Here is a 19783-nt window from a genome sequence, read left to right as displayed (position 1 = left end):
GTGGGCCGTCGCCGCGGCCGGCTGGCCGACCTGACCTCCAGCCTGACCCTGCGCGGCGGGTGCCTGGTCGCCGCCGGGGTCACGCTGGTGCTGCTGGGCGCCGTCCTCGGCGAGCGATCGCTGGTGCAGATCGCGCTGTTCGTGCTGGCGCTGCCGGCGCTGGCCGCGGTCGGTGTGGTGCGGGCCCGGTTCCGGCTGGCCTCCCGGCGCACCGTCACGCCGTCCCGGCTGCCCCGCGGCCAGGACGCCGAGGTGCTGCTGGAGGTGACCAACACCGACCGCCGTCCCGGCGGGCTGTGGGCGATGTCCGAGCAGCTGCCCGCCGACCTCGGCCCCCGGCCCCGGTTCCTGGTGGAGCGGCTGCCCAGCGGCGCGACCGCCGCGCTGCGCTACCGGGTGCACGGCGCCCGCCGGGGCCGGCTCCCGCTGGGCCCGCTGCGGCTGCGGCTGGTCGACCCCTTCGGCCTGGTGCTGCGCACCACCAGCGGCGTGGACACCGCCACCCTGCTGGTGGTGCCGCGGGTGCGCCCGCTGGCCACGGTGGCGCTGTCCGGCGGCGCCGGGGGCGGCGCCGCCGGGGCGCGCCGGTCGCTGGCCGTGCACGGCGAGGACGACGTCAGCACCCGCGAGTACCGGCGCGGCGACGACCTGCGCAAGGTGCACTGGCGGGCCACCGCGCGCACCGGCGAGCTCATGGTGCGGCTGGAGGAGAAGCCCTGGCGGTCCTCGGCCACCCTGCTGGTCGACACCCGGCAGCGGGCCCACGTGCTGGGCGGTGCGCTCACCTCGGGCCCGCCCGGTGACCCCGCTCCCCCGCCGGACACCCTGGAGTGGGTGGTCGAGGCGGCGGCGAGCATCGGCGACCACCTGCTGGCGGCGGGTGCGGACCTGCGGGTGCTCACCGACACCGGCGAGCTCCCCGGCGGCGGCCCGCACGGCGCGGCGGACCGGGCCGGGCTGGCCGAGGCGCTGGCCGGGGTGACCGCCTCGCGGGCCACCGACCTGGAGACCGCGCTGCAGGCGCTGCGCCGCGGCGCCGACGGCGGCCCGCTGGTCTGCCTGCTGGCCGCGGTCACCCCCGAGGACGTCACCGCGCTGGTGCGTGCCCGGTCCGGGCCGGGCAGCGACGTGGCGGTGCTGGTCAACGTCCCCGCCTGGCACGACGCCACCGCCCGCGGCGGGGCCGGGCGCCGCTACGCGCTGGCCCCCGGCGCGCGGGTGCGCCTGGTGCAGGAGCAGGAGCAGGCCGCCGGGCTGCTGCGCGCGGCCGGGTGGCGGGTGGTCACCGCCGGGCCGCAGGACGCGGTGGAGACGGTGTGGTCCCGGGTGGGCGCCGCCGCGACCGGCGGCGCGGGCCGGGCGGTGCCGGCGTGACCGGCCGCTGGGGCACCGCGGTGGCCGTCGCGGTGGCCATGCTGCTGGGCTTGCTGGCGATGGCGCCGGTCTTCGCCGCGCCGACCTGGGCGGCCCCGGCGCTGCTGGCGGTGGTCGCGGTGAGCGGGTCCGGCGCGCTGGTGCGGGCCGGGGTCGAGCGGCTGGGGCGCGGGGACACCGTGGCCGGCGAGGTCGCCGTCCCCGTGGTGCAGGTGCTCGCGCTGCTCACCGTGCTCTGCGGGGTGTTCGCCCCCGGCCGGCTGCTGGTGGGGGTGCTGCCCACCCCGGGCAGCACCGCGGACCTGCTGGGCGTCCTGTCCTCCGGGTTCTCCGAGATCCGCGAGCAGGTCACCCCCGCGATCCCCCTCGACGGCCTGGTGGCGCTGACCGCGCTGCTGGTGGGCACGCTGACCTTGGTCGTCGACCTGGTGGCCGTCGGCGCGCGGCAGCCGGCGCTGGGCGGGCTGGCCCTGCTCGTGCTGTGCTGCGTGCCGGTGGCCACCACCACCGGCGACGTCTCGCTGCTGGTCTTCCTCGGCCCGGCGCTGGGCCTGGCCACCCTGCTGTGGGCCGACCAGCGGCTGCGGCTGGCCGGGCGGCAGCGCTCGGGCCCGGGTGCCTTCGCCGGCACCGGGGTGCTGCCCGCCGTCCGCACCGGCGCGGTCGCCGTGCTGGCCGGCCTGCTGCTGCCCGCGCTGGTGCCGACCCTGGCCGAGGGGTCCTTCGCCTCGGGCCTGGGCACCGGCCAGGGTCCGGGGGTGTCCAGCACCGGCACCTCCCTGGACCCGCAGGCCGCCCTGCGCGGGCAGCTCACCCAGCCCGACCCGGTGGACCTGCTGCGGGTGGACGCCAGCGTCGACGACCCGGCCTACCTGCGCGCGGTCGCCCTGGACCAGTACACCGAGGACGGCTGGGAGATCGGCAACCTCGGGGGCTCGGAGCCCACCGACGGCGCAGAGGAGCTGGTGCCGGTGCCGGCGGGCGTACCCACCCGCGAGGTGCGCGCGCAGATCACCGCGGAGGCGCACGACGACCGCTTCCTGCCGGTGTTCGCCGACCTGCAGTCGGTGAGCGTCGACGGCGGGCAGGGCGGGGACTGGCGGCTGGACCCGGCCAGCGGCACCGTCTTCGGCCGCGACGACGCCCGGACGCCGGGCCGCACCTGGGACGTGGTCAGCGAGGAGGTGCGGCCCACCGACGACGAGCTGGCCGCCGCCGGGCCGCTGGCCGCCGACGACCCGGTGCAGCAGGCCTACACCCAGCTGCCCGCCCTCGACCCCCGGGTGACGACGCTGCTGGGCCAGCTGGTGGACGGCGCGCAGACCCCCGACCAGCGGGTGCGGGCGGTCTTCGACTTCCTCACCGACCGGGCCAACGGGTTCGTCTACAGCCTGAGCACCGCGCCCGGCACCACCGGCGACGACCTGGCCGACTTCCTGCAGCTGCGCCGCGGCTACTGCGAGCAGTACGCCGGCGCGATGGCGGTGCTGGTGCGCGCCGCCGGCGTCCCCGCCCGGGTGGTGCTGGGCTACACCCCCGGCCAGCGCCAGCCCGACGGCACCCGGGTGGTCACCACCGCCGACGCGCACGCCTGGGTCGAGGTGTACTACGACGGCCTGGGCTGGGTGCCCTTCGACCCGACGCCGCTGTCCGGGGGCCGGGCGGTCGACCTGCCGTGGGCCACCCGCGCCGACGTCGCGGCGGCGCAGGCCTCGGCGTCCCCGGCGGCGCCGACCACCGCGCCGGCCGGCCCCAGCGCGCAGCTGGACCGCGACGACACCTTCACCCCGCTGGCCACCCCGCAGGACACCGCCACCGGCGTCCCGTGGGGCCGGGTCGGTGCCTGGGCCGGGGGCACGCTCGGCGCGCTGGCCCTGCTCGCCGCCCCCGCGGTGGCCCGGGCGGCCCAGCGGCGCCGGCGGCTGCGCAGCGGCGACCCGGGGTCGGTGTGGGACGAGCTGCTGGCGGTGGCCGACGACCTCGCCGTCCCCGTGCGGTCCACCGGCACCCCCCGGCAGCTGGCCGACGACCTGGGCGGGGCGGCCGGCCCGGGGGTCTCGCCGGCACTGCTGGTGCTGGCCGGCGCCCTGCAGGCCGACGTCTACGCCCCCGCCGGTGCGCCCGCCCGGGACCTGGCCGCCCCCGCACGCGAGGTCGACCGGGCGCTGCGCCGGTCCGCCGGACGCCGCGCCCGCGTGGTCGCCCGGCTGCTGCCGCCGTCGTTGGTCGCCGACGTCCGCGGGTGGGTCACCGACCACCTGCCCCGCCCCCGCACCGCCCGCACCTGACCCCGCGCCCGACACCGGCTCCGCGTGGCCGGCCCGGGACGCAGCAGGGCCCCGGTGCCGTGGCACCGGGGCCCTGCTGCGCGGTCGAGCGGGGGGCTACTGGTCGTAGCGGCGGCGGAAGCGCTCCTCGAGGCGGTCCTTGAGCGGCTGCCGCTTGGCCTTGGCCGCGCCGCGCCCGGCGGGGCGGGCAGCCCCACCGGCGGCGCCGGGGGCCTCGACCGCGCCGGTGGCGTGCTTGTAGTTCAGGACGCCGAGGACGGCACCGGCGAGCATGACCAGGAACCCGACGACGCCCAGCGGCACCGAGGGGAGCGCGGCGCCCCCGACCAGGACGGCGAGCCCGACGACGACCAGCAACGCACCCAGCTGCAGCTTGCGGCGGGCGCCCTTGCGGCGGTCCCCGCTGCGCACCTGGGAGGCGAACTTCGGGTCGTCGTCCACGAGCGCGCGCTCGATCTGCTCCAGCAATTTCTGCTCGTGCTCGGAGAGCGGCACGACGACCTCCTGAGGTCCACTTCCGGTTCCGCCGGTGGCGAGTCGCCGGCGGTGCCCCGAGGATACGAGTCCGCGCCGGGGTGCGAAAGGCGAGTCGGCCCCGAGGCGGCGATGTCGGTCGTGGCACACCCGGTCGGGTGCACCACGTCCGGGAGAACGTCCCGGCGAGGGCTCGCGTTCCCCGCCCGCACGGGGCGTCAACCGTCGTCCCGGCGTGTCGTCCGCGGCGCGCGGTCCGGGCGCGGGGCGGCCTGCGAGCGCCCGGTGATCCCGTCGCGCCGCAGCAGGGTCGCCGGCCGGACGGCGCCGGCCCCGAACCGGGCCACGGCGCGGTCGGCGGCCAGCTCGGCGTCGCGGCGGCCGTGCTCCCGCTCCCCCAGCGCCAGCTGCACCGACGTGGCCCCGGCGTCGGCCAGCCGCTCCGCGCGCACCCCCACCAGCCGCACGGCCACCCGGTCCAGGGCCAGGGCGTCGAACAGCTCGCGGGCGGTGTCGTACAGCACCTGCCCGACGTCGCTCGGGGCCGGCAGCGTGCGCGAGCGGGTGATGGTGGTGAAGTCGCTGAACCGGACCTTCAGGGTGACCGTGCGGGCCTGGTGCCCGGCGCCGCGCAGCCGCCCGGCCACCCGCTCCGACAGGTGCAGCAGCTCGCGGTGGATCACCCGGGGGTCGTCGACGTCGCGGCCGAAGGTCTCCTCCGCACCGGTGGACTTCTCCCGCTCGTCGGGGACGACGTGCCGCGGGTCGCGGCCCCAGGACAGCTCGCGCAGGTGCGCGCCGCTGCCCGGACCCACCGCCTGCTGCAGCAGCTCGACCGGCGCGTGCGCGAGCTGGCCCACCGTGCGCAGCCCCACGGCGTGCAGGGCCTCCTCGGTGCGCGGGCCCACGCCCCACAGCGCACCGACCGGCAGCGGGTGCAGGAAGCCGACCACCTCGTGCGGGCGGACGACGAGCAGGCCGTCGGGCTTGCTGCGGGTGGAGGCCAGCTTGGCCACGAACTTGGTGGGAGCCACCCCGACCGAGCAGGTGATGCCCTGCTCGTCGAAGACGCGGGCCTTGACCAGCTCGGCCACGGCCAGCGCGTCGCCCAGCCGCCGGGTGGCGCCGGACACCTCGAGGAAGGCCTCGTCCACCGACAGCGGCTCGACCAGCGGGGTGATGCTGCGGAACACGGCCATCACCCCGCGGGAGACCTCGGAGTACAGCGCCATGTCCCCGGGGACGACCACCGCGTCGGGGCACAGCCGCAGCGCGCGGGCTGTGGGCATCGCGCTGTGCACCCCGAAGGCCCGGGCCTCGTAGGTGGCCGAGGTGACCACGCCGCGGCCGCCGGCGCCGCCCACGATGACCGGCCGGCCGGCCAGCGAGGGGTCGCGTCGGACCTCGACGCTGGCGAAGAAGGCGTCCATGTCCACGTGCAGCACCCGGCAGCCCTCGGCCCGCTCCACCGGCCTCCTCCCGTCGAACACGCGTTCGACAGCCTAGCCGCTCAGCCGTCCGCGAGGCGGTCCAGGTCCGCCCCGAACCCGCCCGGCGCGCGGGGGTGGCGGCGGGCCGACGTGGTCACCGGCGAGAGCGGGGTGCGCAGCAGCACCCGGCCGGCCAGGGCCAGCGCGCCGGCCAGCGCGGCGTCCTCGGACACCGCCAGCGGCGGGAACCCGCCCACGGCGAGGTAGGCGTCCCCGCGCACGCCGAGGTTGGCCCCGTGCACGTGCGGGTGCAGCGCGCCCGGCCCGCCGGCCCGCCACGCGTCGTAGGCCCGGGTGAAGGCCGCGGCCACGTGCGGGGGGTGCCCGGCCCAGTCGGCCACGCGGACCAGGCCCAGCACCGCGTCCACCCCGGACTCCGCCGCCGCCCGGTGCAGGGCCAGCCAGTCCCCCCGCACCCGGCTGTCGGCGTCGGTGGCGGCCAGCCAGACCCGCCGCGGCGGCACGCCCCGGTGCGCGGCCTCGGCCAGCACCCGCAGCGCGCCGGCGTGCCGGGCGTCCCCGACGGTGTCGCCCCGGGAGTCCACGACGACCGCGCCGCCGGCGCGGGCGAGGTCGGGCGTGGCGTCGGTGCACCGGTCGGTGGCCACCACCAGCAGCACCGGGACACCGGCGAGATCGGGGTGGGCGGCGGCCCGGCGCAGCGCGGCCAGGCACCCGGGGAGCAGGGCGGCCTCGTCGCGGGCGGGCACCACCACCCCGAGCAGGTCGGGTCCGCTCACCAGAGGTCCTCCGCCGCGGCGACCGAGGCATCACGGGGGTCGGCCGAGCGCACCCAGCAGTCCAGCAGCAGGTCGGGTTCGGCGTGGGTGGCCACCCGCGGCCAGTCCAGCCCGGCGCGCAGCGCCCCCTGCACCGCGTCGCCGGTCTGCGGGTAGTCGGCCACCGGGTGCCGCCAGTGCACCGCGAGCAGGGTGCCTCCGGGCCGGACCGCCGTCCGCACCTGGTCGACCAGGTCGGCGAGGTCGGCCGGTGACAGGTAGTAGAGGACCTCCGAGAGCACCAGGAGGTCCACCGGCGGCAGCGGGTCGACCGGCGCGGTCCGCTGCTCGACGGCGACACCGGGGTTGCGTGCGGCGGCGCGGGCCACCGCGGCGGCGCTGGTGTCCCAGGCGGCGAACCGGTCGCAGCGGGGGGCCAGGACGGCGGTCAGCTCCCCCACCGAGCAGCCCACCTCGAGCCCGTCGCGGTAGCGCTCCCGGGGCAGCGCGGCGGCGGTGAGGGCGTACTTGCGGCGCTCGTACCAGCGGGTGCGCATCGACCAGGGGTCCTCGGCGTCGGCGTAGAGGCCGTCGAAGTACGTGGGGGGCAGGGTCACCAGAGCACCTCGTGGTCGCGGTCGGCGTGGGCCAGGAACTCCGGGGGCAGCACCGCCGGGTCGGGCCCGAGCGGGTGCACCTGCGTGGTGAAGCAGGCGACCGCGGCGCGCTTGGCGTCCCGCACCCCCGGCGGCAGCGCGACCGCCCGGGCGCGGTCCCAGGGCAACCGGGGGTCGCCGGGGTGCGACCAGTGCCAGGCCCACACCGGGTACTGCGCGACCGGCACGCCGAGTGCGCCCGCGGCGGCCACGGTGGCCCGGCCCACCGCCTCGTGGTCGGGGTGGCCGTCCCCGGTCCAGGTGGTGAGCACCAGGTCCGCCCCGGCCAGCACGGGTGCCAGGGCGTCGGTCAGCCCGGCCTCGTGCTCGGCGACCCCGGAGTCGGGCAGCCGCAGCCGGACGGCGTCCACCGGCGCCACCCCGAGGGCGGCCAGTGCGGCGCCGGACTCCCGCTCCCGGGCCGCGGCGAGGTCGGCCGGGCCGAGGACCGGGTTGCCGGGGTGGCTGGCCTCCCCGTCGGTGACCGCGACGTGCACCAGGTCCACGCCGGCGGCGGCGAGCAGCGCCATCGTGCCGCCGACGCCGAGCACCTCGTCGTCGGGGTGCGCGGCGCACACGACCACCCGCCGCCACCCCGGGTCGCGCCGCCACGCCGGCCACGCCGGCCGCTGCGCCGCCCAGACCTCCTCCGGCGTCGCGCCGGGCCGGTGACCCGCCGCCGGGGTGCTCACCGGGCGGCCCGCAGGGGCTCGGCGAGCGCGGCCAGGTCCCGCTCGCCGTGGTGCTGGCGCAGGTAGACCTCCAGGTCGGCGCAGCGCGCGGCGTGCGCCGCGTCGTGCGCGGCCGGGCCGGCGCCGAGCACCCGGCCGGTGGTGGCCAGCACCTCCAGCCCGGTCCGGGCGGCCAGCCCGCGCACCCGCTGCGCCCGCACCGCAGCGGCGCCCGCCCGGTCGACCGGGTCGGCGTCCACCTCGGCGGCGGCCACCGCGAGCGCGGCGTCGAGGGCGGACAGCGCGACGTCGACGGCGCCCCAGGCGGCGTCCCGCAGCGGGTCGGGCCCGGCCGCGACGGCGGCGGCCAGCCGGTCGGCCACCGCCCGCGCGCCACCGGCCCAGACCGCGGCGACGCCGATGCCGCCGTGCCAGAAGCCCGGCCGGTCGAGGTAGCCCCGCACGCCGCCGACCGGCTGCGCGGGGACGGCGTCGAACCGGACGTCGGCGGTGTCGCTGCCGGCCATCCCGGGCGCGGCCCAGGCACCGGGGACGGCGGTCGCGCGCGGGTCGGCGAGGTCGACGAGGAAGAGCCGGCGGCCGTCGTCGGCGTGCGCGGTGACCAGCGCCGCGGTGCACACCCGCGCCCCGGAGCACCAGCGCTTGGTCCCGGTCAGGGTCCAGCCGCCGCCCGTGCGGGTGGCGGTGACCCGGCCGTCGGGCGGCTCGGCGGCCCACACGCCCAGCCGCGCGCCGGGGTCGGGGTCCGGGCCGCCGAGCTCGGCCAGCACGGCGACCGCGTCGGCGTGGCCCTCGGCCAGGCGGGCCAGCGGCAGGTCGCGTGCCCCCAGCGCCGTCAGGCCGGACCAGCGCCGGGAGGTGGAGCCTCGTCCGGGCAACGGCAGGGCCCAGCCCGAGGCGACCAGCTCGGTGAAACCGGCAGCCGTCCGGGTGATCTGCGGGCACCAGTCCTCGGTGAGCACGCAGCGCCCGCTACCCCTGCACCGGGGGATCCCAATCCGGTACGGGCAGGTCCCTCCGCGTACGCCGTTCGGCATGTGTAGCGCGGGCGGGACCGCGGTACTAGGGCCCCGGGACCGCCGACCGGCGGTCGCACGACGAGTTCTTGGAGGAACCGCGGTGTTCGAGGACGAGGACATGACCAGCGTTGAGGGTCCGGCCGACAGCGGTGCCGGCGAGGGCACCCCGGGTCAGCACGACGGCGGCGCGGACGGCTCGGCCGAGGGCCCCGCGGACAGCGGCGCCGGCGAGGGCACCCCGGGCCAGCAGGACGGCGGCGCGGACGGCGGCGCCGAGGGCCCCGCGGACAGCGGCGCCGGTGGCGGCACCCCGGGCCAGCAGGACGGCGGGGCCGACGGCTCGGCCTGACCCGAGCAGCACGGCGAGGGCCGGGGCACCATCCCAGCGCGGGTGGTCCCCCGGCCCTCGGCACGACCGGGGCGGCGACGTGCGCCCGCTCCGGGCACGACGAGGACGGCAGGGTCGGCCGGCACCCGCCGCGGACGAGGAGGAACAGGTGGAGCACGGAGGAACGGCCCTGCGCCGGTGCGTGGGCGTCGACCCGGCGGAGTTCGCCGTCGCGTACTGGGCCCGCCGTCCGCTGCTGACCAGCGCGGCCGAGCTGGGCCAGGACTTCTCCGACCTGCTCACCCTGGCCGACGTCGACGAGCTGCTGAGCACCCGCGGTCTGCGCACCCCCTTCCTGCGCATCGCCCGCAACGGCGAGGTCGTCGACGCCAAGCGCTTCACCGGCCCGGGCGGCGCGGGGGCCGAGGTGGCCGACCAGGTCTCCTCCGACGCCGTCCTGCGGCTGTTCAGCGAGGGCTCGACGGTGGTGCTGCAGGGCCTGCACCGCCTCTGGCCGCCGCTCATCGCCTTCGCCGACGCGCTCGCCGCCGAGCTGGGCCACCCCACGCAGGTCAACGCCTACATCACCCCGCCGTCCTCGCAGGGCTTCTCCCCGCACTACGACGTGCACGACGTCTTCGTCCTGCAGGTCGCCGGCGAGAAGCACTGGACCATCCACGAGCCGGTGCTCACCGACCCCCTCCGCACCCAGCCCTGGGGCGAGCGGGCCGACGCGGTGGCTGCCCGTGCGGCTGAGGAACCGGTCATCGACGCCGTGCTGCGCCCCGGCGACGCGCTCTACCTGCCGCGGGGCTACCTGCACTCGGCGCGCGCCCTGGGCGAGATCAGCGCGCACCTGACCATCGGCGTGCACGACGTGACCCGGTGGAGCGCGGTGGAGTCCGCGCTCGACCTGGTGCGCACCCTCGCCGTCGACGACCCCGCGCTGCGCACCTCGCTGCCGCTGGGTGTCGACCTGGCCGACCCGCGCAGCACCGCCGACGACGTCGCCGCGGTCATCGCGGGCCTGCACGCCGCGCTGGACCGGGTCGACCCGGCCGCGGTGGCCGACCGGCTGCGGTCGCGGACCTGGGCGCAGGTGCGCCCGGAGCCGGTGGCCCCGCTGGCGCAGTCCACCGCCGCGGCCTCGCTGTCCTCCGACACGGTGCTAAGGGTGCGCCCGCGGCTGCGGGTGCAGCTGCGCGACGCCGTCGGCGAGCAGGTCGTGCTGGTGACCGGACGGCAGCACCGCACCTTCCCCGCGGCCCAGCGCCCGGCGCTGGCCGAGCTGCTGGCCGTGGGCGAGCTCAAGGTGGGCGACCTGCCCGGCCTGGGCGCCGACGAGCAGGTCGAGCTGGCCCGCCGGCTGGTGGTGGAGGCCGTGGCCGTCGTCCCCGACGCACGGCCCGGTGCAGCCGTGCACCATGGGAGCCGATGACCGCGGAACAGCTGCCCGACGGGGCGCCGGAGGACCCGTACTGCCAGCACCCCGACCCGAGGCGCCGCCCCGTCGGCCGGCTGGACGCCGGCCGCTGCTCGGTGCAGGCGCTGCTGGCCGGTGACTCCCCGCTGGCCACCGCTCCCCCGGCCCGCCGCTGGCTCCTGGTGGAGCAGCCCGGGCCGTGGGGCCGCGACGCCCTGCTGCAGTCCCGCTTCGACGCCGACGTCGCCCCCCGCCTGGCGCAGCGCGCCCGCGAGGCCGGCCTGCGGATCCAGATGGTGCGCCGGCCCGGCGAGAAGCTGGCCGACTCGCAGGGCCGGTGGGCGGTCGCCGACGTCCGCGAGGGCTGGGTGCGGTGGTCACGGCGCACCCGGGACGCCGAGCTGCTCGAGGTGCCGCTGGACGGCTCGGTCGGCGTGCAGGTCGACGCGCCGTCCTTCCTGGTCTGCACGCACGGCGGGCACGACGCCTGCTGCGCGGTGCGCGGCCGCCCGCTGGCCCGGACGCTGTCCGGGGACGTCTGGGAGACCAGCCACCTGGGCGGCGACCGGTTCGCCGCGAACGTGCTGGTGCTGCCCACCGGGCACCTCTACGGCCAGGTGCCCGAGGACGGCGGCGGGCTGGCCGAGGCGCACGCGCGCGGTGAGGTGCTGCTCGAGGGTCTGCGCGGCCGGGCCGGGCTGACGCCGCCGGCGCAGGCCGCGCAGCAGTTCGCCCGGGTCGAGCTGGGCCTGCTGGGCGTGGCCGACCTGCCGGTGCTCTCGGTGCGGTCGGGAGGCGCGGCCGACGACGGCACGGAGCGGTGGGAGGTCGACCTGCGCGGGCCCGACGGCGACGTCGCGGTGGTGCTGGACAGCCGGCTGTCGGCCGACGCCCGGCTGCTGACCTGCGCTGCGCTCAAGCCGGGGCGCTGGCGGACCTGGCACCCGGTCTCGGTCGGCTAGAGGCCGGCCTCCCCGCGCACCCGGCGCGAGGGCTGGAAGAACGACAGGTCGAGGAAGTCCGGCGGGTCGGCGACGCCGGGCCCGCCGTCGGCCACCCACTGCAGCACGTCCTGGGTGATCTCCTCCTCCAGGACACCGCCCACCCACTGCGGCCGGGCGCCGGCGGCCCGCCCGGCGGGGCTGGGGCTGACCACCACGACGTTGGACCGCTCGCAGGCGTCCAGGCAGTCGACCACCCGCACCGTCGCCCCGCCGGCCCGGAAGGCGTCCAGCTGCGCGCGGTGGTCGGTGCCGGGGTGCTTCTCGGCGCGGCCGCAGCAGCAGCCGCGGCACACGGTCAGCAGCGGGCCGCTCACAGCGCGGCCCCCCGGCCCACCAGCAGCGGGATCGCCAGCTCGGTCGCAGTCAGCGAGCCGTGGTAGGCCGCCAGCACCGAGGGCACCGGCTCGCGCCGGGTGGCGGTGACCGCCCAGGTGCCGCGGGCCAGGGCCACGACGTCGCCGATCCGGGCGACCAGGTCGTCCTCGACCGGGCCGAACACCCCGCTGGCGACCGCCTCGTCGCGGCCCACCACCCAGGCGCGGTCACCGAGCTCGTCCCGCCAGGCGGCGAGGACGTCGTCGGCGGCCCCGGGCACGGCGTGCACGTAGCGGGCCCGCGGCTCGCCGGCCAGCAGCCGGACGCCCTCGGTGAGCGACGGCGTGGCGTCGACGTCGAGCCGGGTGGTGGCCGGGACGTCGAGCATGCCGTGGTCGGCGGTCACCAGGAGGGCGGCGTCGTCGGGCAGTCCGTCGAGCACCTGGGCCACCACGAGGTCCACGTGGGCCAGCTGCTGGCGCCAGGACGGGGAGTCCACCCCGCGCACGTGCCCGGTCAGGTCGAGCTCGGCGTGGTAGCCGTAGACCAGGGTGCGGTCGGCGGCGGCCAGCGAGCGCGTGAGCACCCCGGCCAGGTCGCCGGGGCTGACCGCCGGGGCGTACCGGGCACCGCGGTAGGCGGCGTCGGTCAGACCGGAGCCGGCGTAGGCGTAGGGGCCGACCACGGTGGAGGGCACGTCGGCGGCGGCGAGCCCGGCGAAGACGGTGGGGCGCGCCTGCCAGCGGGCCGGGTCGGGGTCGTCGGTCCACTGCGTGTGGGTCAGCGGCCGGTCCTCCCCGGGGACGTCGGTGACGAACCCGAGCACCCCGTGCGCGCCCGGCGGCACCCCGGTGCCCAGGCTGGTCAGGCTGACCGGGGTGGTGCTGGGGCAGGGGGCCTGCAGGTCGCCGAGGGGGTGCGCCAGCCCGGCGAGGGTGGGCGCGAGGTCGGCGTGCGCGCGCAGCAGGTCCGCGCCCAGGCCGTCGACCAGCAGGACGGCGACCCGGCGGGCGCCGTGCAGGTGCTCGGCCAGGCCGAGGCGGTCGGCGTCGCCGACGCCGAGCGCGGCCGAGACCGAGGGCAGCACGTCGGCCAGCGTCGCCGAGCCGTAGGCCGGGCGGTGCAGGTCGGCGGGGAGCGTCACAACGTGTCGCGGGTGGCGACGACGTGCAGAGCGGTGGCGACGTCGCGGTAGGGCGACAGGCCGGCGAGCTCCAGCTCCAGCCGGCGCAGCGCGTCGGGGTCGGCGCCGGAGGTCGACTCCAGCAGGTCGGCGACCACGGACACCCCGCGCCACTCCCCCGCCTGCAGGCCCGCGTCGTGCACCAGGGTCAGCAGCTCGTCGGGGCTGAACCGGCGCCGGGCGAGCCGGGTGCGGGCCCGGTCGGGGGCGGGGTCGCGGTCTCCGAGCAGGGCGTGGGCCTCCACCGGGTGGCCGCCCAGGGCCCGGGCGAGGACGGCCCCGGCCCGGTTGGCGGCGGTCAGGCTCAGCCGGCCGCCGGGGCGCAGCGCCGCCGCGATGCCGGCCAGGGTGGCGGCGGGGTCGTCGACCACCTCGAGGACGGCGTGCACCAGGGCCAGGTCGTAGCCGCCGTCCAGGCCGGCGACGGCGCCGAGCGCGTCGGCGTCGCCCTGCACGCCGCGGACCAGGCCGCCCACCCCGGCGAGGTCGGCGCGGCGCCGCAGGGTGGCCAGCGCGTCGGCGGAGGTGTCCACGACGGTGACGGAGTGGCCGCGCTGGGCCAGCGGCACCGCGAACACCCCGGCGCCGCCGCCGACGTCGAGCACCTGCAGCGGCGCACCGCCGACCAGCGGGTCCAGCGCCGCCCACACCGCGGCAGCGCGGACCGGGGGCTCGGCGGGGCCGGCGGGCGGGGTCTGCGGCTGCGGCACCCTGGCGACCCTAGACGGGGGCGCGCACCGCCCGCAGCACCGCGTCCCGGACCGTCGTGGGACGCCCCCCGGGCCCGGGCGGGACGACCGCCTCGCGGGTGGGGTCGGTCGCCGACACCTGCCAGTCGGGGCCCAGGTCGAGCCCGGCGGCCATCTCGGCGGCGGTGGCGAACAGCTCGGCGCTGAACGGGGTCTCGCCGCCACCGTGGGAGTCGGCGTGGTGCGCGGTGATGAGCAGGGTGCCGCCGGGGGCGACCGCGGCGGCGAGCTTGCGGTGGAAACCGGTGAGCTCGGCACGCGGGAACTGCACGAAGGAGACGGTGACCAGGTCGTGGGCGCCGGCCGGCGGGGCCCAGTCGCTGCGGCCGTCGGAGTGCTCGAAGGTGATCGCGTCCGCGACGCCGGCCGCGCGGGCGGCCTCGCGGGCGCGCTCGAGGGCGACCGGCGAGACGTCGGTGGCGGTGACCTGCCAGCCCCGGGCGGCCAGCCAGATCGCGTCGCCGCCCTCGCCGCAGCCGACGTCGAGCGCACGGCCGGGTGCCAGCTCGGTGGCGGTCTCGACCAGCCGCTGGTTCGCGTTGCCCGACCAGATCGGCCGCTCGCGGTAGCGGTCGTCCCAGAACGCCTCGGTGAACCACAGCGACGGGTCGGTGTCCCGCCACGCCGCCATCTGCTCCGCCGAGCCGTGGTCGTGGTGCTCGTGGTCGTGCCCGTGGTCGCCGTGGTGGTCGTCGGGTGCGTGGTCGTGGGGGTGCGCGGGAGCCATGCCCCGACCCTCGAGCTCCCCGGCCGCCACCGCAAGGAACCGTGCCGTTCCGGCAAGTTCCGGTCGGCGGGCCCGACGCGGTGGGCCGCCCGACGCGGTGGGCGGATCAGGCCGGGCGCAGCCGGCGCACCTCCGGCTGGCCGGGCGGTGCGGGCTCGGCGGCCGCGGCGGACACCGGCCGGCCCAGCGTGGTCTCGACGACGGCCAGGAACGCACCGGCGTCGCGGACCAGGTCGTCGGCCTCGCGCTCGGTGACCGCCGAGCTGAGCCCCGCCTCGGCCGCCGCCCGCTTGGCCGCGCCGGCGGCGAAGAACGCCGCCCACTCCCCCAGCTCCGGGGCGACCTGGCCGATGAGGACCCAGGCGCTGCGCGGGCGGCGCCGACCCGACTCGGGCCGCGTGCGGGCGGCCAGCACCGCCGCCGCGCCCCGCAGGGCGGCCAGGTGCGCGGTGGCGTAGCGCCACCCGGCATCACGGCACCCGGCCGCCTCGGCCAGCCCGCGGTGGGCCTGACCGAGCAGCTGCGAGGCCGCCGGCGGCAGCGGTGGGGTGAGCTCCAGCTGGGCGGGCGAGAGCGCCCGGGCCGCGCCCATCAGTCGTGCACCCGCACGAGCGACCAGCGGTCGTCCGCCGGCTCCCAGGTCAGGTCGAAGACCCCGGCGAAGCTGGTGCGCGACCGGCCGGAGCGCACCGCCTCGACCCGCCACACCTGCCGGCCCGGCCCGGCCTCGACCCGGTGCTCGACCAGCTGCCCGACCTCGTACCGGCCCCGGCCGAGGCCCTCGCCCCGCCAGAACCGGAGCGGACCGGACGGCCCGCGCTCCACCTGCACCCGCTCCCCCGCCAGCACCTGGACCATCGCCGCCTCCCCCTCGCCCCGGGACCCCACCCGCTGTTCGAACGCGCGTTCGAACACGACCAGGACACCATGCCCGCCGGGGGCCGTCAACCGGGGAGTCGAACACGTGTTCGTCTGCATGCACGGAGCAGAGCACGGACCACCGACAGTTCCGGGCCGGCCGGGCCCGGGGTGCGGCGTCCGGGCGGCGGTGGGTCCTACGGTGCCGTCGTGCCCCTCGACGCGCTGCAGGTGCTGGACCGGGAGACCACGGCCCTGGCCGCCGCCCTCGTGGCGGCCCGGGACGACGGCCGGCTGGGCGCACCTGTCCCCGGCTGCCCCGGCTGGTCGGTCGCCGACCTGGGCCGGCACACCGGTGGGGTGCACCGCTGGGCCGCCGCGGCGCTGGTCACCGACCGGCCGCCGGCCGAGCCCACCGGCCCGGTCGAGGACGAGCTGGTCCCCGGGTGGTACGCCGAGGGCGCCGGGCAGCTGCGCACCGCGCTCCGGTCGACCCCGCCGGGCACCCCGTGCTGGACCTTCGACCGCACCGACGGCACCGCGGGGTTCTGGCGCCGCCGCCAGGCCCACGAGGCGGCGCTGCACCGCTGGGACGCGGAGAGCGCGCTGCACCCGCGCGGCACGGCCGGGCCCCGGATCGACGCGGCCACCGCACTGGACGGCGTCGACGAGGTGCTCACCGTCTTCCTCCCCCGCCAGGTCCGGCTGGGTCGCTGCCCCGACGCCCCGGGCCGGGTCGGGCTGGTGGCGGCCGAGGACGGCCGCCCCCGGGTGCTGGCCACCGGCGACGGGCCCGGCGGACAGGTCGGTGCGGTGACCGCGCCGGCCGAGGGGCTGCTCCTGCTGCTGTGGCGACGGATCGGCGTCGACGACCTCCGCCTGGAGGTCACCGGCGACACCACCGCCGTCCGCGAGCTGCTGGACCGGCCGCTCACGCCCTGAGCCCGGTCGGACGTGCACGGCCGACCGTCCAGGTGCAGGATGGTTGGGCGTGGCAACCGCATCTCCCGGCACCCGCGCACCCGAGGCGACCTTCCTCGGCCAGCCCCGCGGCCTGGCGCACCTGTTCGGCGTCGAGATGTGGGAGCGGTTCAGCTTCTACGGCATGCAGGCGATCCTGCTGTACTACCTCTCCTACTCGGCGGCCGACGGCGGCCTGGCCATCAGCACCTCCACCGCGGCCAGCATCGTGGGCGCCTACGGCGGCACGGTCTACCTGTCCACCATCGTCGGCGGCTGGGTCTCCGACCGGCTGGCCGGGCCGGAGCGGGTGCTGTTCTGGTCGGCCGTCGTCGTCATGGCCGGCCACGTCGCGCTGTCCCTGCTGCCCGGTCTGCTCGGCGTCGGGGTCGGTCTGGTGCTCATCGCGCTGGGCAGCGGCGGGGTCAAGGCCACCGCCACCACCCTGGTCGGGCTGCTCTACGCCGACGGCGACGACCGTCGGGACGCGGGCTTCTCCGTCTTCTACCTCGGCATCAACGTCGGCGCCCTCGTCGGCCCGCTCCTGACCGGGCTGGCGCAGTCCGCCGTGGGCTTCCACCTCGGGTTCGGGCTGGCCGCCGTCGGCATGGCCGCGGGCCTGGCCCAGTACGCCTGGGGCCGCCGGGGGCTGGCCGGGACCGGCCGCGAGGTGCCCTCGCCGCTGCCTGCGGACCAGCGCCCGCGGTGGGTGGCCGGTGCCGTCGTCGGCGTCCTGCTCCTCCTCGCCCTCGCGCTCACCGGGGTGCTGCGCGCCGACCGGCTGGCCACCGTCGTGGTGTGGGTCTGCGTGGTGGTCTCGGCCGGCTACTTCGTGCAGCTGCTGCGCAGCGCGCGGGTCGACCGGACCGAGCGCCGGCGGGTGCTGGCCTTCATCCCGATGTTCGTCGCCAGTGTCGCGTTCTGGTCGCTGTACCAGCAGCAGTCCACGGTGGTGGCGCTGTACGCGGACTCCCAGCTCGACCGCGACCTGTTCGGCTGGACGGTGCCCGCGTCCTGGGTGCAGTCGATCAACCCAGTCTTCATCATCCTGCTGTCCGGTGCGTTCGCCGCGCTGTGGACCCGCCTGGGGCCCCGCCAACCCTCGACGCCGGTCAAGTTCGCCGCGGGCACCGCGATCATGGGTGTGGCGTTCCTGCTGTTCCTGCCGATGGCCGGCGACGGCCCGGGCGGGGCGCCGCTGCTGGGCCTGGTCGGCATCCTGCTGGTGTTCACCGTCGCCGAGCTGCTGCTGTCACCGGTGGGGCTGTCGCTGTCCACCAAGCTCGCGCCCGCGGCCTACCGCACCCAGATGGTCGCGCTGTGGTTCCTCTCCACCGCCATCGGCACCTCGCTGGCCGGGGTCTTCGCCGGGGAGTACGACCCCTCGACGCAGACCGCCTACTTCGGCACCCTCGGCGGCGTCGCCGTCGTCCTCGGGGTGGTCCTGGCGCTGGCGACCCCGGCGATCCGGCGGCTGATGTCCGGGGTCCGCTGACCCTCAGGCCCGGAACCAGCTGCCCTCGGGCAGGTCGAGATCGGGCTCGACCAGGCCCGGCGCGGCGTCCTCGGGCTCCCACGGCCAGAGCTCGACCACGTCGCGCACCGCGGCGGCTAACGGCCCGCCGTCCAGCCCGGTGCGGGTCTCGTCGATCCCGAGCCCCGGCGCCAGGACGACGACGGACAGCGGACCGGCCGGCGGGACCGGGTGCAGCCAGAGGCCCTGCTGCACGCTCCGCCCGCCGCCGCCCCCGCCGCGGCTGGTGAGCAGCACGTCGCCGCCCTCCCCGTGCAGGCTCCCGCGCCGGCCGTCGGCGAACTGGACCCCCAGCAGCGGGCCCCGGCCGCGCCGACCGCCGAAGACGTGCTCGTGCAGCTCCTCGGCCGCCGACCGGGTCGTGACGACGAGGTCGAGGGCGACGCCCGTGGAGTAGACCTGCGCCCCGGTCAGCGCCACGGCGACGTCGTCGGTGCGGGCGAGCAGCGCGGCCAGCGGCACCCCGACCGGGACCTCGTTGTCCGGCGGCTGCCAGACCGGGCGCTGCCCGTCCTCCTCGGCGCCGAAGGCCTGCGACCACATGCGGCGCACCCTGCCGCAGCGCGGCCGGGTGCGTCCACCGGGTTGCTCAGCCCGCCACGCGGGCGATGGCCTCGGCGAGCTCGGCCGGGCGGGACAGCATCGGGAAGTGCGAGCTCTCGACCTCCACGACCGAGCCCGCGCGGGCGGCCATGGTGCGCTGCAGGTCGGGGCTGAAGACCGTGTCCTGCGTGGTGACCACGTAGGTGCTGGGGTGCTCGCGCCAACCGAGCGCGGTGGCCGCCTCGCCGAAGGTGCCCATCTGGTGCCGGCCCATCCGGGGCACCGCGGCGTCCCACACGTCCTGGGGCACGTCGTGGCCGGGCAGGGCGCGGGCCGTGTCGGGGTCCAGGGTGGCCAGGGTGCCGTCGACGTCGGGCCGGATCCCCTCACCGAGCGTGGTCGGGTGCGGGTCGGTGGCCATCAGCGAGGACACCGAGTCGCCGTCGTCGGGCAGCGCCGCGCAGACGTAGACCAGGTGGCCGACCTCGGCGAGCCCGGCCGACGCCTCGGTGATCACCATCCCGCCGTAGGACTGCCCGACCAGCACGACGCCGGTCCCGGCCGCGCGGACGGCGGTGCGCACCACCTCGGCGTCGGCGGCGAGGTCACCGGACTGGCCCCGGCTGGCCAGGTCCACCGCGGTCGCGGTGATGCCGCGGTCGGCGAGCTCGGCGACGACGGCGTCCCAGGCCCAGGCACCGAGGAACGCTCCGTGGACGAGGACGACGGGCTGGGGCACGGCAACTCCCGGGATGGGTTCGGGCGCCGGGAGGTGACCCGGCGCACACGGAACCTCGCACACGACCCGGCCGTGCGCGAGCGATGAGTCCGACCGGCCCCGCCGGTCCTCCCAGGGACGACGACGAGGAGGACCCGTGCGACCAATCGTGATCACCCAGAACATCACCCTGGACGGCGTGGTGGACAACGAGCAGAGCTGGTTCGACGTCACCGCCGAGACCGCCGAGGGCCGGGAGCTGGCCGCGGCCACCGCCGAGCTCGCCGCCGGGTCGGACACCTTCCTGTGCGGCCGGACCACCTTCGAGGAGATGCGTGGCTTCTGGCCGCACCAGCGCGACGACCGCACGGGCGTGACCGCACACCTGGAGCGGGTGCAGAAGTACGTGGTGTCCACGACGCTCACCGACCCGGGCTGGGCCGGCACCACCGTGCTGCGCGGCGGCGACCGCCTGGCCGGGGAGATCCGGCGCCTGCAGGAGGCCGACGGTGCCGACGTCGTGCTCACCGGCAGCATCGCGCTGGGGCACGACCTGCTGCGGCAGGGCCTGGTCGACGAGCTGCGGCTGTTCACCTACCCGGTGGTGCTGGGCCGGGGCCGCCGACTGTTCCCCGAGGGCGTCGACCTGCGACTGGGGCTGCTGGAGGAGCGGCGGTTCCGCGGCGGCGTCGTCCTCACCCGGTACCGGGTCCGGCGCACCTGACCGGC

The 19783-nt window shown here is 78.1% G+C and carries 22 protein-coding genes; 8 read left to right on the top strand and 14 right to left on the bottom strand.

The features are described 5' to 3' along the window. Window positions 1-1374, top strand: coding sequence for a DUF58 domain-containing protein (locus tag BLT39_RS14045; RefSeq protein ID WP_242658403.1), 1374 nt, complete (start codon window positions 1-3; stop codon window positions 1372-1374). Then, on the top strand, window positions 1371-3662 hold the full coding sequence (locus BLT39_RS14040) for a transglutaminase TgpA family protein (protein WP_242658402.1): 2292 nt from the start codon (window positions 1371-1373) through the stop codon (window positions 3660-3662). The genes BLT39_RS14045 and BLT39_RS14040 overlap by 4 nt, the downstream gene beginning before the upstream one ends. A gap of 96 nt (window positions 3663-3758) precedes the next feature. On the opposite strand, the gene BLT39_RS14035 is transcribed toward BLT39_RS14040, so the two are convergent. From BLT39_RS14035 to BLT39_RS14010, 6 genes are all read right to left on the bottom strand, one after another. Next, window positions 3759-4157, bottom strand: a complete 399-nt coding sequence (locus tag BLT39_RS14035; RefSeq protein WP_091064272.1) for a DUF3040 domain-containing protein — start codon at window positions 4155-4157, stop codon at window positions 3759-3761. A gap of 197 nt (window positions 4158-4354) precedes the next feature. Further along, window positions 4355-5605 carry a DNA polymerase IV gene (gene dinB, locus BLT39_RS14030; protein WP_242658401.1) on the bottom strand — a complete coding sequence of 417 codons (1251 nt, stop codon included), beginning with the start codon at window positions 5603-5605 and terminating at the stop codon, window positions 4355-4357. 41 nt (window positions 5606-5646) lie between these two features. Next, window positions 5647-6366 carry a glycosyltransferase family 2 protein gene (locus BLT39_RS14025; protein WP_207507967.1) on the bottom strand — a complete coding sequence of 240 codons (720 nt, stop codon included), beginning with the start codon at window positions 6364-6366 and terminating at the stop codon, window positions 5647-5649. Next, complete coding sequence (locus BLT39_RS14020; protein WP_091064270.1) at window positions 6363-6962, bottom strand: SAM-dependent methyltransferase; 600 nt, start codon at window positions 6960-6962, stop codon at window positions 6363-6365. The genes BLT39_RS14025 and BLT39_RS14020 overlap by 4 nt, the downstream gene beginning before the upstream one ends. After that, the gene (locus tag BLT39_RS14015) at window positions 6959-7693 is read right to left on the bottom strand and encodes a PIG-L deacetylase family protein (RefSeq protein WP_091064268.1); all 735 of its coding nucleotides are present in this window, start codon (window positions 7691-7693) and stop codon (window positions 6959-6961) included. Before BLT39_RS14015 ends, BLT39_RS14020 begins: the two co-directional genes overlap by 4 nt. Continuing rightward, window positions 7690-8655 carry an acyl-CoA dehydrogenase family protein gene (locus BLT39_RS14010; protein ID WP_242658400.1) on the bottom strand — a complete coding sequence of 322 codons (966 nt, stop codon included), beginning with the start codon at window positions 8653-8655 and terminating at the stop codon, window positions 7690-7692. Before BLT39_RS14010 ends, BLT39_RS14015 begins: the two co-directional genes overlap by 4 nt. A 175-nt stretch (window positions 8656-8830) precedes the next feature. Here BLT39_RS14010 and BLT39_RS14005 point away from each other — a divergent pair, with 175 nt between their 5' ends. The 3 genes from BLT39_RS14005 (at window position 8831) to BLT39_RS13995 (ending at window position 11425) form a co-directional block, all read left to right on the top strand. Further along, entirely contained in the window at window positions 8831-9061 is a 231-nt protein-coding gene (locus BLT39_RS14005) for a hypothetical protein (protein WP_091065142.1), read from the top strand. A 148-nt stretch (window positions 9062-9209) separates the two neighbouring features. Continuing rightward, a complete protein-coding gene (locus tag BLT39_RS14000; protein WP_091064263.1) occupies window positions 9210-10478 on the top strand; it encodes a cupin domain-containing protein in 1269 nt (422 codons plus the stop codon). Continuing rightward, a complete protein-coding gene (locus tag BLT39_RS13995; RefSeq protein WP_091064259.1) occupies window positions 10475-11425 on the top strand; it encodes a sucrase ferredoxin in 951 nt (316 codons plus the stop codon). Before BLT39_RS14000 ends, BLT39_RS13995 begins: the two co-directional genes overlap by 4 nt. On the opposite strand, the gene BLT39_RS13990 is transcribed toward BLT39_RS13995, so the two are convergent. From BLT39_RS13990 to BLT39_RS13965, 6 genes are all read right to left on the bottom strand, one after another. Continuing rightward, window positions 11422-11781 (bottom strand): hypothetical protein, encoded by a 360-nt coding sequence (locus BLT39_RS13990; protein ID WP_091064255.1) that lies wholly within the window; start codon window positions 11779-11781, stop codon window positions 11422-11424. The two genes, BLT39_RS13995 and BLT39_RS13990, sit on opposite strands and share 4 nt — an antisense overlap. Next, window positions 11778-12926 (bottom strand): alkaline phosphatase family protein, encoded by a 1149-nt coding sequence (locus tag BLT39_RS13985; protein WP_091064252.1) that lies wholly within the window; start codon window positions 12924-12926, stop codon window positions 11778-11780. The genes BLT39_RS13990 and BLT39_RS13985 overlap by 4 nt, the downstream gene beginning before the upstream one ends. After that, window positions 12923-13675, bottom strand: coding sequence for a methyltransferase domain-containing protein (locus BLT39_RS13980; RefSeq protein WP_091064251.1), 753 nt, complete (start codon window positions 13673-13675; stop codon window positions 12923-12925). The genes BLT39_RS13985 and BLT39_RS13980 overlap by 4 nt, the downstream gene beginning before the upstream one ends. Before the next feature lie 10 nt (window positions 13676-13685). After that, a complete protein-coding gene (locus BLT39_RS13975) occupies window positions 13686-14441 on the bottom strand; it encodes a class I SAM-dependent methyltransferase (protein WP_242658399.1) in 756 nt (251 codons plus the stop codon). Window positions 14442-14547: 106 nt separating this feature from the next. Further along, complete coding sequence (locus BLT39_RS13970; RefSeq protein WP_091064250.1) at window positions 14548-15033, bottom strand: SAV_6107 family HEPN domain-containing protein; 486 nt, start codon at window positions 15031-15033, stop codon at window positions 14548-14550. Continuing rightward, complete coding sequence (locus BLT39_RS13965) at window positions 15033-15356, bottom strand: hypothetical protein (RefSeq protein WP_242658398.1); 324 nt, start codon at window positions 15354-15356, stop codon at window positions 15033-15035. Before BLT39_RS13965 ends, BLT39_RS13970 begins: the two co-directional genes overlap by 1 nt. 153 nt (window positions 15357-15509) lie before the next feature. Between BLT39_RS13965 and BLT39_RS13960 the strand changes: the two genes are divergently transcribed. Together BLT39_RS13960 and BLT39_RS13955 are read left to right on the top strand one after the other, a co-directional pair. Then, a complete protein-coding gene (locus BLT39_RS13960; RefSeq protein ID WP_165640272.1) occupies window positions 15510-16241 on the top strand; it encodes a maleylpyruvate isomerase family mycothiol-dependent enzyme in 732 nt (243 codons plus the stop codon). 49 nt (window positions 16242-16290) lie between these two features. Next, complete coding sequence (locus BLT39_RS13955; RefSeq protein ID WP_091064243.1) at window positions 16291-17754, top strand: peptide MFS transporter; 1464 nt, start codon at window positions 16291-16293, stop codon at window positions 17752-17754. Window positions 17755-17757: 3 nt separating this feature from the next. Here the strand turns inward: BLT39_RS13955 and BLT39_RS13950 are convergent, their stop codons facing one another. Continuing rightward, window positions 17758-18336: a hypothetical protein gene (locus BLT39_RS13950; RefSeq protein WP_091064240.1), complete on the bottom strand. Its 579-nt coding sequence runs from the start codon at window positions 18334-18336 to the stop codon at window positions 17758-17760. A gap of 46 nt (window positions 18337-18382) precedes the next feature. Further along, window positions 18383-19075 (bottom strand): alpha/beta fold hydrolase, encoded by a 693-nt coding sequence (locus tag BLT39_RS13945; protein ID WP_091064237.1) that lies wholly within the window; start codon window positions 19073-19075, stop codon window positions 18383-18385. Between the two features lie 136 nt (window positions 19076-19211). Here BLT39_RS13945 and BLT39_RS13940 point away from each other — a divergent pair, with 136 nt between their 5' ends. Continuing rightward, a complete protein-coding gene (locus BLT39_RS13940) occupies window positions 19212-19778 on the top strand; it encodes a dihydrofolate reductase family protein (protein ID WP_091064234.1) in 567 nt (188 codons plus the stop codon). Window positions 19779-19783: the final 5 nt, after the last annotated feature.

It is taken from the genome of Klenkia brasiliensis (assembly GCF_900100695.1).
GTDB classification, from domain to species: Bacteria; Actinomycetota; Actinomycetes; order Mycobacteriales; family Geodermatophilaceae; genus Klenkia; species Klenkia brasiliensis.
The sequence above is the reverse complement of the archived record's forward strand: the minus strand, read 5'-3'. Positions and strand labels throughout refer to the sequence as shown.